The organism is Streptomyces sp. NPDC002690 (assembly GCF_053592415.1).
In genome coordinates, this window is the sequence record NZ_JBSFVR010000165.1 from 1 (window position 1) to 15,613 (window position 15,613).

The 15,613-nt window shown below is 69.9% G+C and carries 13 protein-coding genes; 6 read left to right on the forward strand and 7 right to left on the reverse strand.

Annotation, left to right across the window (positions count from 1 at the left end):
• From ACWD3D_RS20700 to ACWD3D_RS20720, 5 genes are all read right to left on the reverse strand, one after another.
• On the reverse strand, positions 1-537 hold a 537-nt coding region (locus ACWD3D_RS20700), incomplete at its 3' end, for a P-type ATPase (RefSeq protein ID WP_451462301.1).
• Positions 534-2,198, reverse strand: a complete 1,665-nt coding sequence (gene kdpA / locus ACWD3D_RS20705; RefSeq protein ID WP_451462302.1) for a potassium-transporting ATPase subunit KdpA — start codon at positions 2,196-2,198, stop codon at positions 534-536. The genes ACWD3D_RS20700 and kdpA, both read right to left, overlap by 4 nt.
• A gap of 5 nt (positions 2,199-2,203) precedes the next feature.
• Positions 2,204-2,293, reverse strand: coding sequence for a K(+)-transporting ATPase subunit F (gene kdpF, locus ACWD3D_RS20710; protein WP_190002237.1), 90 nt, complete (start codon positions 2,291-2,293; stop codon positions 2,204-2,206).
• A gap of 346 nt (positions 2,294-2,639) precedes the next feature.
• Entirely contained in the window at positions 2,640-4,577 is a 1,938-nt protein-coding gene (locus ACWD3D_RS20715; RefSeq protein WP_451462303.1) for an NAD-binding protein, read from the reverse strand.
• A gap of 163 nt (positions 4,578-4,740) precedes the next feature.
• Positions 4,741-5,058 (reverse strand): hypothetical protein, encoded by a 318-nt coding sequence (locus ACWD3D_RS20720; RefSeq protein ID WP_451462304.1) that lies wholly within the window; start codon positions 5,056-5,058, stop codon positions 4,741-4,743.
• Positions 5,059-6,653: 1,595 nt separating this feature from the next.
• Between ACWD3D_RS20720 and ACWD3D_RS20725 the strand changes: the two genes are divergently transcribed.
• Complete coding sequence (locus tag ACWD3D_RS20725; protein WP_451462305.1) at positions 6,654-8,315, forward strand: PE-PGRS family protein; 1,662 nt, start codon at positions 6,654-6,656, stop codon at positions 8,313-8,315.
• Positions 8,316-8,759: 444 nt separating this feature from the next.
• Here the strand turns inward: ACWD3D_RS20725 and ACWD3D_RS20730 are convergent, their stop codons facing one another.
• On the reverse strand, positions 8,760-9,344 hold the full coding sequence (locus tag ACWD3D_RS20730) for a nucleosidase (RefSeq protein ID WP_451462306.1): 585 nt from the start codon (positions 9,342-9,344) through the stop codon (positions 8,760-8,762).
• A 402-nt stretch (positions 9,345-9,746) separates the two neighbouring features.
• Here ACWD3D_RS20730 and ACWD3D_RS20735 point away from each other — a divergent pair, with 402 nt between their 5' ends.
• The 5 genes from ACWD3D_RS20735 (at position 9,747) to ACWD3D_RS20755 (ending at position 15,229) form a co-directional block, all read left to right on the forward strand.
• Positions 9,747-10,922, forward strand: a complete 1,176-nt coding sequence (locus tag ACWD3D_RS20735; RefSeq protein WP_451462307.1) for a cellulose-binding domain-containing protein — start codon at positions 9,747-9,749, stop codon at positions 10,920-10,922.
• A gap of 324 nt (positions 10,923-11,246) precedes the next feature.
• Positions 11,247-11,381, forward strand: coding sequence for a hypothetical protein (locus ACWD3D_RS20740; protein ID WP_451462308.1), 135 nt, complete (start codon positions 11,247-11,249; stop codon positions 11,379-11,381).
• A gap of 415 nt (positions 11,382-11,796) precedes the next feature.
• Entirely contained in the window at positions 11,797-13,398 is a 1,602-nt protein-coding gene (locus ACWD3D_RS20745) for a hypothetical protein (RefSeq protein ID WP_451462309.1), read from the forward strand.
• A 719-nt stretch (positions 13,399-14,117) separates the two neighbouring features.
• Positions 14,118-14,456: a relaxase domain-containing protein gene (locus tag ACWD3D_RS20750; RefSeq protein ID WP_451462310.1), complete on the forward strand. Its 339-nt coding sequence runs from the start codon at positions 14,118-14,120 to the stop codon at positions 14,454-14,456.
• Entirely contained in the window at positions 14,456-15,229 is a 774-nt protein-coding gene (locus tag ACWD3D_RS20755; RefSeq protein WP_451462311.1) for a hypothetical protein, read from the forward strand. The genes ACWD3D_RS20750 and ACWD3D_RS20755 overlap by 1 nt, the downstream gene beginning before the upstream one ends.
• Before the next feature lie 144 nt (positions 15,230-15,373).
• Here ACWD3D_RS20755 and ACWD3D_RS20760 read toward each other — a convergent pair.
• The coding region (locus tag ACWD3D_RS20760) for a hypothetical protein (RefSeq protein ID WP_451462312.1) at positions 15,374-15,613 on the reverse strand (240 nt) is incomplete at its 5' end.

Genomic DNA, 15,613 nt, shown 5'->3' on the forward strand with positions numbered 1-15,613 from the left:
CGTGATCGCGGACTCGTCGACCGACGCCACGCCCTCGACGACGTCACCGTCGCCGGGGATGACGTCCCCGGCCTCGCAGACGACCAGGTCGCCGACGCGCAGTTCGGTGCCGGGAACCTCTTCCTTCTGCCCGCCGGTGATCCTGCGGGCGACCGTGTCGGTCTTGGCCTTGCGCAGGGTGTCGGCCTGCGCCTTGCCGCGGCCCTCGGCCACCGCCTCGGCCAGGTTGGCGAAGATGGTCGTCAGCCACAGCCAGAGGGCGATCGCCCAGCCGAACCAGTCGGTGGGATCCGTGGCGGCCAGCACGGTGGTGAGCACCGATCCGATCAGCACCACGAACATCACCGGGGACTTGACCATCACCCGGGGATCGAGTTTCCGTACGGCGTCGGGGAGCGACCTGAGCAGCTGCTGAGGATCGAACAGGCCTCCGCCGACGCGCCCCTCGCCCTGATGGCCGGTGGGAGCGTCCTGGTGCGGTGCCCGGGACGGGGTGACAGCGGACATGGAGTCCTCTTGCTTTGGACCGGTGGTCATGAGGCCAGCCCTTCGGCCAGGGGGCCCAGTGCGAGCGCCGGGAAGTAGGTGAGACCGGTGACGATCAGGATCGTGCCGACCAGCAGCCCGCTGAAGAGCGGCTTGTGCGTGCTCAGGGTCCCGGTCGTCGCCGGTACGGGCTTCTGCGCGGCGAGCGAGCCCGCCAGCGCGAGGATGAACACCATGGGCAGGAACCTGCCGAGCAGCATCGCGATCCCGAGCGTGGTGTTGAACCACTGGGTGTCGGCGTTCAGTCCGGCGAACGCCGAACCGTTGTTGTTCGAGCCGGAGGTGTAGGCGTACAGGATCTCCGAGAAGCCGTGCGCACCCGGGTTCAGCATCGAGTGCGGAGGAGTCGGCAGAGCCATCGCGGTGGCCGCGAAACCGAGGACGAGAGCCGGCGTGATCAGGATGTAGCAGGCCGCGAACTTGATCTCCCTGGTGCCGATCTTCTTCCCCAGGTACTCCGGGGTGCGACCGACCATGAGCCCCGCGATGAACACGGCGATGACCGCCATGACGAGCATGCCGTACAGCCCGGACCCGGTACCGCCGGGAGCGATCTCGCCGAGCTGCATGCCCAGCAGGGCGATGCCGCCGCCGAGGCCGGTGAACGAGGAGTGGAAGGAGTTCACCGCTCCCGTCGACGTCACCGTCGTGGCCACCGCGAAGATGGACGAGCCACCGATCCCGAACCGGGTCTCCTTGCCCTCCGTCGCGCCTCGGGCGATCTCGAAGGCGGGACCGTGATGGGCGAACTCCGTCCACATCATCAGGGCGCTGAAGGCGAGCCAGATGAAGGCCATCGTGCCCAGGATCGCGTACCCCTGCTTGAGCGAGCCGACCATCCGCCCGAAGGTGCGGGTCAGGGCGAAGGGGATGAGGAGGATCAGGAAGACTTCGAAGAGGTTGGAGAGACCGTTGGGGTTCTCGAAGGGGTGGGCGGAGTTGGCGTTGAAGTAACCGCCGCCGTTCGTGCCCAGCTCCTTGATGACCTCCTGCGAGGCGACCGCGCCACCGTTCCATTCCTGGGACCCGCCCGTGAATCGGCCGACGCCGTGGATGCCGGAGAAGTTCTGGATGGCTCCCGTCGCCACCAGAACGACGGCCCCGACGACCGCTCCCGGCAGCAGGACGCGGAACGTGCCACGCACCAGGTCGGCCCAGAAGTTGCCCAGTTCACCCGTACCCGAACGTGCGAAGGCGCGTACGAGGGCGACCGCGACGGCCATGCCGACGGCGGCGGAGACGAAGTTCTGCACCGCGAGGCCGCCGGTCTGCACGACGTGGCCCATGGCTTGCTCGCCGTAGTACGACTGCCAGTTGGTGTTGGCGACGAAGGAAGCGGCGGTGTTGAACGCCTGGGCCGGTTCGATCGACGCGAACCCGAGCGAACCCGGCAGGCCCCCCTGCACCCTCTGCAGCAGATAGAGGAAGAGGACGCTCACCGCGGAGAAGGCGAGGACCCCGCGGAGGTACGCGGGCCAGCGCATCTGCCTGTTCGGGTCGGCGCCGACCGCCTTGTACGTCCACCTCTCGACCCTGGTGTGCTTCGGGGACGAGTAGACGCGGGCCATGTAGTCACCGAGCGGGCAGTAGGCCAGCCCGAGCGCCACGACGAGCGCGAGAACCTGGAGCACACCGGCGAGTACGGGACCCATCCCTCTCAGAACCTCTCCGGGAACAGAAGAGCCACCACGAGGTACCCCAGCAGGGCGACGGCCACGACGAGGCCGACGACGTTTTCGGCAGTCACAGCTTCGCCACCCCTCTGGCGATCAGGGTCACCAGCGCGAAGACCGCGATCATGACGACGACGAAGACCACGTCGGCCATCCTCTGTTCCTCCGGCCGTGCGTAGGACGGGGCCGCCCCAAGACCGGCCGACTCTCACGGAAGCCTCCGGGCGCTGGAGTCGGGCCCCTCGGACATCCAGCAAATCCCCGGACCGGCCGGCCGCGCCTCCCGTGGAGAAGGCCCGTCGGGCCTGTGGGAGCCTTGTCGGCGTATGCCCGGCAAGGCTGCCGCACCGGCGGCGGAAACAGCGCCGGTTAGCCCGTCCGGGGCTCTCGCCGCCCCCGTCCGGGGCTCCTTGCGGTCCGTCAGGCGGTTCCCGGCGCGGTCCGCGACCCCCGTGTGAGGACGTCGAGTCCCCGTCGGGTCGTCGCCAGCACGACCCGGTCCCCGGCACGCAGGACACGGCCGTGCGCGGGCCGCCAGTCGAAGCCGGTGCCCTCGGCGAGGTTCAGGCCGCCGCCGAGGGTGTCGGTGGGGGAGCGGTCGGGCGCCCCCGGACCCGCGGAGCCCACGGCCAGGACACGCCACTCGTTCCGGGCGAACGCCTGGTGGACGGAGCGCCCCTCCAGCGCCTGATGTCCGGCCACGTCCACCGTGGTGAAGAGGAGGACGCCCCGCTCGACGGGCATCACGCCCAGGACGTGTCGGCCCATCATCGCGGCGGCGAAGGCGGGCGAGGCGAGTGCCGAGACGCTCCGGCTACGGGTCAGCGCCTCCGGATAGGAGGCGCGCAGGGTGAGCGAGACGGTGGCCGCGAAGTCGTCGTCGTACAGCCGCATCACCGCCCGCACGTCCGGATTGGCCTCCCGCGCGGCCATCACGATGTCCAGATTGGCACTGTCGTCCCTGGTCAGGACGAGCAAGGAAGCGCTCTGCCCGATCCGGGCGAGATCCAGGGCGCGGGGGCCGGTGGCGTCCTCGAGGATCAGGGGCACGCCGAGTTCCCGGGCGACCGCGACCCCCCGCGCCTGCGGATCGCGTTCGACGGCGACGACCCGGTGGTGGGCGGAACGCAGCCGGACGAGGACCCGGGTGCCCACCTTGCCGAGACCGACGAGCACGATGTGGTCGCTGAGGTCGTCGGTGGGCGGGTGGCTGATCGACGCGGCACGGAAGGCGCCCGTCGCGTTGATGGTGGCTGCCACGACGAGCGGGAGGATCGCGATCCCGGTGAAACCCGCGATCAGCTGGAGGAACTTCCGCGCCCGGGGTTCTCCGGTGGCGGGATCGCCCATGGTGAAGATGTCCAGCAGAGGCAGATACACCGCCTTCCACAGCGGTATGCCGTCGACGGTCGCGTAGGTGGCGATCGACAGCAGCGCCACCACCGCCGTCAGTACACCGAAGACGGAGGTCATCTCGCGGGAGACGAACACCTTCCACGGCAGATGGGCGAGCCGTTCGCGCAGCCAGCCGCCGAGCGTGCGCGAGTCCGAGGGAGTCTCCAGCGTGCGGTCGCCGGTGACTTCCTCCAGCATCAGCCGGCCGTGCGTGAACTGGCTGTTGTACGAGGTGACGGTGTCCGGCAGCAACTGGGTCCCCTCCTCCCCGGGGGTTTCGGCGCTGTCCTCGCTGCGGGGATCGTGCCGGTCCGTACCGGAGAAAACTGCCAGCGTGGCCAGGTCCGCGGTGTGCGGGGGAGTCCCGGCCGGGCGGACCACCCCGCGGAAGACCTTGCCCGCGACCTGGAGCGTGTGGCCGTGTCCGAGCGCGGCCGCGGCGACCAGCTCGGGAACCGCCGTGTCGGAGTCGGAGAGCACCGTGGTCGAAGTGTCGAGCGGAAGGTGGTCGGGGGAGGGAGTGTTCGAGCGGTCCCTGCGGGCGAGGACAGCGCGGTCCAGCAGCTGTTCCAGATGGCGGCCGCGCTCACGGTGGTACATCCGGATGACGAGGCGGACGGACGGGTTGATGCTCCGTGCGAGCAGAGCGGCCATCATGTTGGTCCGGTCGTCGTTGTAGGTCAGGGCGAGGGCGGCGGCCCGGTCGACACCGGCCGCCCGGAGCACCTGCTCGTCCGGGCGCGTCGCCACCAGCAGCTCGATGCCGGAGGCAGGGTCCTCGAGAAGTGCGTCGACCTCTCCGCCGTGCTCGTGGTGGCGGGACGGCAGGACGACGGTGACGGTCTCACCGCACACGGCGTCGAGTTCGACCGCGAGGCGGCGGGCCAGGCCGTCGTCACCGCAGACCACCATGTGCTGCGAGCGCGGCGTGCCGGGCGGGACGGTTGAAGAAGTCGTGATCACACGCGACAGCCTGCCGTTTCGGCACTGTTCGATTCCAGTCCGTCCGGAAGCGCGGCGTCAACATTGCGTATGGACCACAGTGGCGGACCGGGATCAGCCGACGCTCACGTCCCACCGGGGAGCCGTGACCGCTGATGGTCCCGTCGCCATCGCGCGCGGAGCGTCAGCACAGGCTCGTGCCCCCGCCCACCACCATGAGCAGTCCGACGGTTCCCGAGAACAGGAACCGCAGGGCCGCCATGGTCCAACCGGCCCTGCGGAGCCAGAGGTTCTTGAGCACGCGCAGCGCCCAAGGGACCGGGAGCGACCCCACAAGGAGGTACGTGACCAGGGTCGCCCGGTGCTGGGCCGCGAAGTCGCACGCGTCGCTGGTGGAGTCGGCATGGAAGGACACCGCGACGAACAGGGCCAGGGCGGATTCCGCCGCCAACAGCGGAATCCACCCGGCGGAGCCGCGCGCGGCAGCCGCGGAATCTGTCATGACGGGCAGCCTCTCACTCCGGCCGGGGGAAGGGAACTTCCGTGGCGGGGGCTCCGGTTCCGGAGGCATACCGGGGGCACGTCCAGACGTACCGCCCCAGGCATGGCCCTCGGCCGGTGGACGGCCGCGGCGGCGTCGGAGGTAGTCCTGTTCGCAGGGCGCGGTAGAAGGCGCAGCCGGTCGGCGCCCATTCCTGTCGCTGCGGGCTTGACTCACCCGCCTCGCCGCCCTGGGCTACCGTCCTGCGAGTATGTGCGACGAGCCCCAGACACCCTTCATCGACCCGGACTCCGACTACCCATGCTGCTGGTTCTGCCCTGCACTAAGGCTCCCTCGTGATGGTTTCGTCGTCGCGGACCGGCCCAGTCGGCACTGGCCGTTCGACGCGTCGGACGGATTCCGGTACACGGTCGACGACCGGGTTCCCGTCTGCGTACATCCGGGCCGGGTGGGGCTGGAACCAGAGCGGAAAGCCCCGCCCCCCGCCACTGAACCTCCTCCCACCCCCGTACCGTCCACCGAAGGGGTATCGGACTCGCGCCACCGCCGATGGTGGCGACGCGGGTGAGTGGACCGGAGCACCCGGTTCAGCCGGAGAAGCTGTGCCGGGCGAGGACGATCGGGCCGCCGAGTCGGTTGAATGCCGCCGCGAACCTCTGCCGCACCAACATGCGCTTTGTCGCTCCGGTGTACCTGAGCAGGCTGACACCCGGGCTCGGATCGCCGCCGGCCCTCGGGATGTCGGTCGCCGCCGCCCATGCCGGTACCACCGCGGGCCGTCGCCCTCCCGGCCTTCCGGGCACCGGGCCTGCTGAAGAACTCCGCGTCGGGTACGACGAGTTCCCGGCTTCTGGAGATCGGCCAGGACTCGGGTCGTGTGCACCGACGGGGTGAGGCGTCGGACCTTTCTCTCCACGGTACGGGTGCCTCGTGCGTCGCGGCCTTGCCACCGGCCCCCCGGATATGGCCACACTGAACGCTCGCTGAAGGGTGGTGTGGTGGTGAGTCCGACGACTGATACCGGGATGGAGCGTGCGCCGTCCGCGGTTCGTACGGGGATCGCCCGGTCCGCGCCAGAGGTCTCCGTGGTCGCTTGCCTGGCACATCTGCAATGCGTGGTGGGGAACAACGCCGTCGTACGCCTGCTGGGTGGGCAGACCGTTCCCGGGGACGAGGCCGCGAGGGCGGCCGGAACTGCCCTGTGACCACGACTCGGTTAATATGCCTGACCTACAACCGGTAGGCATGCAAATCGAGTTGGCAAGGAGGATCCATCTGTGCGCTCCGCCGATCGGGATTACCGCAAGGCTGATGGGCGGACATCGGCACCGCCGCAGCGGTCGCGGCCGCCGGTACCCCTGAACGGTGCGTGGGTACGTCATCTGCAGCGCGTGGCGGCAGGCGGTGCGGCCTCGTCGCGGCCTGGAGACGGTTCGCCGGGCGGGGCAGCCGACCGGGTCCAGGTACAACGGGCCGCCGCGGACGAAAGTCCGCGTCCATCGTCGCGGCCGGTCGGCCCTGCCCTGCGCGAGGAGCGGGAACAGCGTTTCGGCGACAGGGACTTCGGCGGCGGCTTGCAGGTGCGTGACGGGGCCGTGCCCCAGCGGGCGGGCGCTGCGGCCGATCGGGACATCAGCGTCCCCGCGGCCACCCAGGGCCTGTCCGCCGGTCCCGCGCACATATCCGAGCGCGCGGGACACGGCCACCCTCACTCGCTCGCAGGTCCGGTGCCGGTCCAGCGGGTGCGCGGGAGCGCGGTGACCGGAGATCCCGTTTCCCGGCAGGCCGGGGAGTCCTTCGAGGGAGCGGAGGTCATTGCCCGCCTGAGTCAGTCGATCGAGCAGCTTGCGATCCAGAACAAGATGAAGAAGAACGCTTTCGCGCCGGGGACCATGTGGCCCGAGAAATGGATGGTCGAGGGTCCGGCCCGGCTCAGGAAGATCCTCGACCGGCGGGTGATGCGGGGTGAGGTGTTCAACAGCCAGGATCTGGACGACATCAGGATTCTCTCCGACGTCGATCCGCAGTGGCTCGAAGAGGTGGGCATCGGCACCTACGGGCAGGCCGAGAGCTACACGAAGGGCCGCTTCCACGACTGGCTCAAGCTCCCCGCGGGCAAGCGCCTGCTCGCGGCCACCCTGGCCGTGAGCGCCGGCCGCCTTGCCGTGCGTGAGGAAGGTGCGGCCACACCGGACTCGCCCGCTTACACACTCGGCCGGTTCATGCTCACCCAGGCACCTGGTACCTCTCCGGGGGAGAGGGAGGTCCTGGAGCGGGAACGCGACCGGCAGATCCGGGATACGGCCATCGACACCCTGCACCCGGCCGGGATGGCACCCGGGCGTCTGCACCCGGACGGCATCTCCGGCACGGGCCCGGCCAAGGGCAAGAGCAAGGGCACATCCGATGTCGCGGCGCGAGACGCGCAGGCCCGCGAGATCCTCACCCGGGTGCTCCTCGTGCTGCAGAACGGCCTGAAATTGTACGACCCGAAGGCCGGCGCCCACGTGGCCGACTACGAGAAGGACGTCATCCGCGCGCTCGCCCACGGAGGGCGGGTCAACATCCGTATCCCCGCCCTGAGTTCGGCCGACGAGCCGGCCTATGCGTTGCCCCGGTTCCTGGGCGTGACGCAGGACGACCGCACGAACAATCCCGCGCCGGGCGTCAGCGAGCGTGCGTTCGCCACCCACCGCACCGCCATCGGCGCCAACAAGGGGGGTAAACCCGGCGCGTTCAAGGAGAAGGGCGGACTCGCGGCGTCGCTCACCAACATCGTGTCCGTCGGCGCCGACCGTCCGGACATGTGGGGGCAGAACATCTCGGGCGGCGGACTCGGTTCCAAGGACTGGAACGGCGACGTGGTGCTGCCGAACGGGTCCCACGGTCACATGCTTCTCGTCCATCATCGGCCGACCACGAGAAAGGACGGCTCGCTCCAGATCGGCATCGAGACCCTCGCGCCGCATGCCGTCAGCCCGGTGGGCTATCGGCATGATTTCCGTTCCACCGAGGCCACCGCCAACCCGGAGTCGGTTCTGCACGGCCACAAGCCCGACAAGGTCGGCTCGGGCGGGCTGAGCAAGAACGAACGCCTGGTCGAGTTGGGTGAGATGGGCGGCGGGGACTGGCGCGTCTTCCTCGACGAGATCAAGAAACAGTGGGACGCCGCGCTGGCCGAGACCGAGGACGGTTCCAGAGAACGGCGAGCCCTGTACGAAAGGCTGGCCGGCCCGCGGGCCCAGCCGAAACCCTGACACGGGACGCGGGCCCGCCCCAGCAAGAAGGCGGCCGATCGTGCCTTCGTCGCGGGACGCGCACCGGTCCGGCGCATCACTCGCAATTCTGCGGAGGTGGAAGGTTCGGTTGCGGCGGGGTGCGGACCGGTGCGGTGAGAACCGGTGAATCCTTTCGGTAATCGCCGTGGGGTGGACCGTCAGCGGTGGCCGGCAAGACTCCGCGCCGGAGCCAGTCGTGAGCTCACCTGTTTTTTGACCTTTCTCCGATCCGTCCGGGTCTCGAGCTCTCCGTCGGGGAGTCCGCTCCCGAGCCGGTGTTCCGAAGCGTCCTGCTGTTTCACTCCGCGCGAAGGGCTGCGGCTGGTGCCCGCTCGGGAACGTGAGCGCGGGGCCGCCCGCGCTCACGTCCGGTCCCTGAGGGCTGACGGAGATCCTCGCCCGCCCGGTCGGCGATAAGGGTGGTCAGGTGTAGGCGGGGATGTTCCGGCCCGCCCAGTCCGCGAGTGCGTGGGCGCACTCCGCGACGGATTCTCGCCAGGACTTGGCCGCTTCCTGGCCTGCGTCGTCGCTGACGTGCTTGACGATGCGCAGAGGTACACCAGCCAGGTGTGCGGCCGTCGCCAGAGCGTAGCCCTCCATGTCGACCAAGGGTGCGTGCACCGCGAGGCGGGCACGGGCGGCCTCGTCGTCGATGAAGGAGTCACCCGTGGCCAAGGTGGGGCCGTCGGGGTCTCCCACGTTCAGCGGCGCACCGTAGGTCTCGCCGGTCAGGCTGTACAAGGTGCCGCTGTCCAGGTCGTGTTGCATGACCGTGCCTATGAGGTGGGTACCGGTCCACCCCGGGCGCAGGGCTCCCGCAGTACCGAGGTTGACGACGTGCGACGGCTTCGTGCCGCTGCCCAGTACGGCGGCGAGCGCGGTCGCGGCGTTGACCTTGCCCATTCCGGTCAGCAGGACGGGCAAGGGTGTGTCGAGGTACTGGGCCTCTTCCTTGACTGCCAGGACGAGCAAGGGACGGGTACTGGTGATCTCTCCCGTGAGTTGCATGCGATCAGGATATGAGCCGGTTTTTCGGTGACCGCTTCCGGGTGCCGGTTCGTCCCCGCCGCCGGACCCGCCCTCCGGCCGGGCGGGGCCACTTTCGACACACGCCCTACACCCAGCAACTTGCCGTGCGGGGCGACCTCGAACCCAGCCCGTACGGCGCGACCCTCGTCGCGATCATCGAGTCCTGAAGGGACCGGGTGGTGCCGCCGGTACCGGTCGTGCCGAGCCGACGCCTCGCGACCCGGAATGGAGGCCGGCGAGTCGGCGGCCGGGGCGGGGCGGTGATCGCCGGAATCTGAGTGAACGCTCTTATTGACAGTACACCGTCATCTTCGGTGTGATGAATGGGAGCGCTCCCATCCGTGAACTCCCTACGGTTCCCCCACCACCGAGGAGGCGCACATGCCGATCGATACCTTGCGACGACCCCGCAGACCCTGGACAGCGGCCGGAGCCGCGCTCGCACTGGCCCTGTCACTCTTCGTCGTCGTGCCCGCCAGTGGCACCGAGGCGGCGTCCGGATGCCGGGTCACTTACACGGCCGACGAGTGGACCGGCGGCTATACCGCCCAGGTGCGCATCGCTCATACCGGTGCCGCGCTCAGCGGCTGGCAGCTGACGTGGAGTTACGGCGGCGACCAGCACGTCACCTCCGCGTGGAACGCGACCGTCGCACAGACCGGAAACTCCGTGACCGCCGTCAACGCGGCCTGGAACGGGGCGCTCGCCGACGGGGGAACCGTCGACTTCGGTCTCCAGGGGACCTGGCAGTCGGCCCACCCGGCGCCCACGGACTTCGCCCTCAACGGAGTGTCCTGCGGTGGCGACGGCACCTCGCCACCGACGACCCCGCCCACCACGACCCCGCCCACCACGACCCCGCCCTCCGCGGATTGCGGTGACGCCGCCGTCTGCGAGGACTTCGAGGACCAAGCCGGACCGGCCCCCGCCGGGAACTGGCGCTTCACCGCACCCGACTGCCAGGGTACGGGCACGGCTGCCGTCGACACGAAGGTCGCGCACAGCGGCACCCGGTCGCTACGGGTGGACGGACGGGCCGGATACTGCAACCACGCCTTCGTGGCCGCGACCGCAGATCTGTCATCGGTCGGCCCGGTGTTGTACGTCCGCATGTGGGTACGGCACACCACCGCGCTCCCGGCCGCGCACGTCGCCTTCGTGTCGATGCCGGACAGTTCGCAGGGCGGCAAGGCGCTGCGGATCGGCGGGCAGAACGGTGCCCTGCAGTGGAACCGGGAGAGCGACGACGCCACACTTCCGGCGCAGAGCCCGGTCGGGGTGGGGCTGAGCAGGTCTCTCCCCACGGACAGCTGGCACTGCTTGCGGTTCGCGGTCGACACCTCGGCACCCGGACTCGACACCTGGCTCGATGGCGAACTGGTGCCGGGGCTGCACGCCGACGGCGTACCGACGCAGGACGTCGACGCGCAGTGGCTCTCCCGGACCACCGCGCCGCGACCTACCGCCCTGCGACTGGGCTGGGAGAGCTACGGGACCGGTGACGACACCCTGTGGTTCGACGACGTGGTCGCCGGGTCCTCGCCGGTCGGCTGCTGACGACCGGCGAGGAGCGGTGCGCCGGGCACCGGTCCCGGTCGTCGGCAGTTCTCCCGGACGGTCCGGCACGACGGGCCTGACGTGGGCACCCCGGACTCCGGAAGCGTCGCACGGACCACCTTCCGACAGGAAGGATCACTGGGTACCGCCGCACCGCCACAGCCGCACGTGGTTCGTCGCGCCGTCCGGCCGCGAAGGTTCCCGACACCCTGGCCGGGTATGCGGAAGACACCCTGCGGGTGGTCCTGGACGCCGCCGCGGACCGGTGGCGCTCTTGCCGGTGGCATGCCGACGGCCCCGGACTGCGAGGACGTCGGGCGCTGGGTGAACAGGCCCCTGGGCCGGCTGTCCGTCCTGGACATCGTCCGGGGCGAACAGCCGGCCACCGCCGGTCCGTACCCGGTGACTGCACTCGTCGCCGCGAAGCGCCGGCAGGGCCCGCGTTCGTGGAGCTGGTAACGATCGGCGGGCCGGTTCGCCGCGTCCTGAGTGGCTGCGAGTCGCGCACCGCACGGGGCCGCGGGAGCCCCGGAGCATGGGCTCGCGGGTCCGGACCCGGTGTCGACTCCCCGTATCGGAGCGCCATGCCCGAGCGGGCCGGGCGGACGTCCGGCGCACCTGTCCGGCCCACCCCTCCATGCCTTGCACGGCTGCCCCTCACCTCCGCAGTCCGCCGTCCGTCGTGCTGCCCGCAGTCACCACGACGACGGTGAAGAAGTCTTCGGGGGAGGCCGGGAGCCCGCGACGATCGGCCGGTTTGTTTGCGCTGCGATCGAACCCAGCCGGAGACGACCGGCACAACCTTCTGTGGTCCCGGCTCGTCACAGGAGGCAACCGGTGCACCAACTCCGGCCAATGGGAAGGGAAAATCCAGATGACACCAGTTCATCGGCGTGCGTGGTCCGCGGCGCTCACGCTCGCGGCCGCTGCTTTGCTCGGGACGTTTTTGGTAGGGGCTCCGGCTCACGCCGAGGACGGGCCCGCGCTGAAGTTCACGGTCGCCCGCTCCGAGGTGGGGCTGCCGCAGCCCGCCGACCGGTCGGACCCACCGCAGATCAACTGGGGGCTCGACGGGGATGCCGAAGGCGGTACCGCCAAAGACGTGATCGTCACCATCGACGCCTCCGGCATCTCCGCGTTCACGGACCTCGACTCCACCTGCACGGGCGACATCTGCACATGGCCCGCACACGACATCGCCTCCGACGGGCACCACGGCGGCGTCCTGGACCTCAACGCCAAGCCGGACGCCCCGCTCGGAACCACGGGCACGGCACGGCTGTTCGCGACCTCGTCGAACGCAACCGTCGAGGAGATGACCGTCAAGGTCACCGTCGGCGCGGTGGATCTCGCCATCGAAAGGATTCCGGACTCCGGGGACGTCGAGCCCGGCTCGACCGTGAACGCCCCGATCAAGGTGTCCAACTCCGGCTCGCTCGTGGCTGACGAGGTCGACCTCACCCTCGCCGCCACTCGCGGTCTGGGCTTTACCCAGAAGTTCTCCAACTGTACCTACGGGAAGTCCACGGACATCCCCGCAGGCCACGGACAGTCCCTGGACCGTGCGGTCTGCCGCCTCACCACTCCGGTCGAGCCCGGCAAGGCATACCGTCTCTCGTCGCCGGTCGGGATCGCCGTGAAGCCCACGGCGCTTTACGAGTTCGTCGACTATCAGATCGCTGCCGTGTCCACCTCTGTCCCCAAAGCGGCCGCCTCCTCCGGACCGGTGCTCGGGCTCGTCGAGGACGGCACGCCGCCGACCGTGCGGACCGATCACGCCCAGTGGCGCATCGAGGCGGACAACACGGCCGACATCGAGGTCACCGGCTCGACCGCCCACGCGGCCCCGGGCGACCAGACCGTGCTGACCGCGAAGGTACGCAACAACGGACCGGCGGACTTCAACCTCGTGTACTCCGACGCCCAGATCGGCATCCTGGTCGAGATTCCCAAGGGCACCACCGCGGTGACGATCCCGCCGAAGTGCGGTGTGTGGACGGGCGGCGGAATGGGCGAGCCCACGCCCGGCGCCCCGGAGTACATGTGCGCGGCGGACTCGCCGTTCACGGTCGGCGAGACGCTGAGGCTGCCGTTCTCCGTGAAGGTCGGCGAGGGTGCTCCAGCCACGACGTCCGGCAAGGTCACCGTCACCACGGTGTACGGGGGCGATCTGGACGCCGACCACGACAAGACCGACAACACCGCGAAGATCACGGTGGAGACGGCCTCCTCGTCCACCGCCACGCCCGGCCCCACCGCTACGGACGCAGAGAGCACGGGGGGCAGCAACGCGTCCATCGACGGCAAGGCCGGAACGGGCGCGTCGGCCTCCCCGGACACTTCGGGAACGATGGCCTCGACGGGCAGCGGCCCCACACCCGCGATAGCGGCGGCCGGCGCGCTGATGCTGCTCACGGGTGCCGCAGTGGCCGTGACGGCCCGAAAGCGCCGGGCCCGTCCAGGGAACACCACCTGACGAGGTCGCCGAGGCGGCGGAGAGCGAACGGCAATTCCCGGACCCCGGCACAGCGACGTCACGGAGCGGGGCACACACAGCGTCCAGCGCTCCTCGTAGCACCCTCCGCGGCCTCGGGCTCCTTTCGCGACCATCCGCAGGCCGGACTCCGGACCGCCGCACGGCGCCCCACCCCGCCGGTGCTGCGGCGTTGACACTCGGTCGGGGATCGGTTGGTGAACGGGGCGGTGGTGGAAGTGGAGGCGTGCCGGCGAACAGAGGTGTGCCGGGGCCACGGCTCATCGGCCGGCCACAGGAGGGGCCCGCCGATGGAACTTTCCCACATGCCGGGTTCGCCACTTCGCGGATACAGCAGGGTTGCTTTCCGGCCGAGGCCCGTGAGTTCCGGGATCAGTGAGTCCACGTCGAACGGCGCTGGGGGATGTGTTGGGTCAAGGTGCGTCCCTTCTCGGTGATCAGGTCCGGGCTTCCCCCAACGACGGTTGGCGTCAGCCCATTCGCGGCGACAGAGAGTTCGTCCCGCTCGGCCCGCACTTCCGCCAGCGGTTCGGCCAGCTCTTCTTAGCGTTCATCCAGTTCCGCGCGCCACATGGTGATCCGTTCCAGCAGCCCGGGATCCAGCATGCGCCGGATCGTAGAGCGCTGCCGAACTGCGGCGAGCAGGAATCGGGCAGACCCGGTGGTCGTCGGGCCGTCAGCGCGACAAGGCGCCGGGCCTGGTGGTCGCGACGTGGCGGCACAGGGACAGGCGGGACGGCTTTCCCCTGCCCCACGACCACTGTCTGGTCCTGAACCGGGCGCAGCGTCCGGACGGTTCCTGGTACGCGCTGGACACCGTCCGTCTCTACCGGAACGTGGTGGCATGGGTCGGTCTGGGCCCGCGTTGCAGCTCTGTGTTGCACCGCCGTCCAAAGCCGGGGGCAAGACGAAGGTCCCGGGGGTCACGACGCCCCGGGGCCTCCACTTCGCTGATCTCCCCGCTCAACGACGAGCCGGGCAGCCTGTCACGCCCACATTCGTGCTGCCTTCTGTCAGGGGGCGTCTCTACCCTGGCGTGATGACACGGTCTGAGTTCAAGTTCGCCTATTTGCAGCCGCTGTTCGTGGACGTGGAGCGACTGCGTGGAGAGAATGCCTACCGGCAGCTGTCGGCACCGCAGCCGTCGAGCAGCCTCGCGACGGACGATGCACCGCTGGGCATGTACTCCGCGTCCACGCTCATCCAGAACTCCTACAGCGCGGGCGTCGCCCACGCCGATGCGCTGCGCAGGCTCGTGCACGCTGGAGAGGTAGACCCGCAGAGCCCGTGGACCCTGATGCGGGGGGCGCTGGAGAACTTCGCCACAGCCGTCTGGATTCTGGGCGGCAACAACCGCACCGAGCGCCGCCGACGCACCCTGGCCCTGTGGCGTGAGGACATGCGCAACCGGGCCCAGCACGAGGAGGACACGGATCACCAGCCAGGCCCCGGTGGCAAGACCGGTCGCGAACGCCGACAGGACATAGCCGACCTTGCCCTGTCCCTCGGCATTCCCACCACCTCACTCAGCAAGCCAGAGGCAGGGAAGGTCATCAAGGAAGCTGCCGAGGACGCCGGCCTGAAAGCCCGAGACGTCACTGCCGCTTGGCGCGCGGCGTCCGGGTTCGCCCACGGCCGGTACTGGCCCAACCTCCGGGCATCCATGCCCATCGACGCTGTGCGCAGCGGCCCCGACCACTACCTGATGGCTTTGGTCATCGACGAGGACCAGCACCGCCCGCTGACACGGCATACCAGGACCCTGCTCCACCGGCAGCACGATAGGTACCAGGCCAGGGCCACAGCCCTCTGACCACGCAGCGAAGCCCACCAGGCGCCGATGACTCAGGGCGCTTTCGCGCACAGAGTTCGGTCAGGCCCAGTCGATGCCGAGCTTTGCGAGGGCAGCGCGCTGCTCCGGAGTGAGCTTGGCCCGCCGGCTCTTGATGTTCGAGAGCTACACCCCCAGTTTCACCGGCACCGTCTCGCTGTCGACCATGACGTCCACCATGGCGCCGCACGGGACGGGCCGCTGCCCTTCCGCCACCCACTGCTCCAGGGCTGCCAGGCCCCGCTGGAACGCGGCCTCCGCCTTGATCCCCGGCTTCTTCGGCCCCTTGAGTGCGGCGGCCAGCGCCGGACGGAGCTCCGCCGAGGCGGCGGCCGCCACGGGGAGGGCCGCGCCCCGCACGCCCAG

Bases quoted from the DNA above. Each gene is read 5' to 3' on its own strand.
- kdpA (WP_451462302.1), bottom strand. From the start codon at position 2,198: ATGGGTCCCGTACTCGCCGGTGTGCTCCAGGTTCTCGCGCTCGTCGTG.
- ACWD3D_RS20720 (WP_451462304.1), bottom strand. From the start codon at position 5,058: ATGACAGATTCCGCGGCTGCCGCGCGCGGCTCCGCCGGGTGGATTCCG.
- ACWD3D_RS20730 (WP_451462306.1), bottom strand. From the start codon at position 9,344: ATGCAACTCACGGGAGAGATCACCAGTACCCGTCCCTTGCTCGTCCTG.
- ACWD3D_RS20735 (WP_451462307.1), top strand. From the start codon at position 9,747: ATGCCGATCGATACCTTGCGACGACCCCGCAGACCCTGGACAGCGGCC.
- ACWD3D_RS20745 (WP_451462309.1), top strand. From the start codon at position 11,797: ATGACACCAGTTCATCGGCGTGCGTGGTCCGCGGCGCTCACGCTCGCG.
- ACWD3D_RS20755 (WP_451462311.1), top strand. From the start codon at position 14,456: ATGACACGGTCTGAGTTCAAGTTCGCCTATTTGCAGCCGCTGTTCGTG.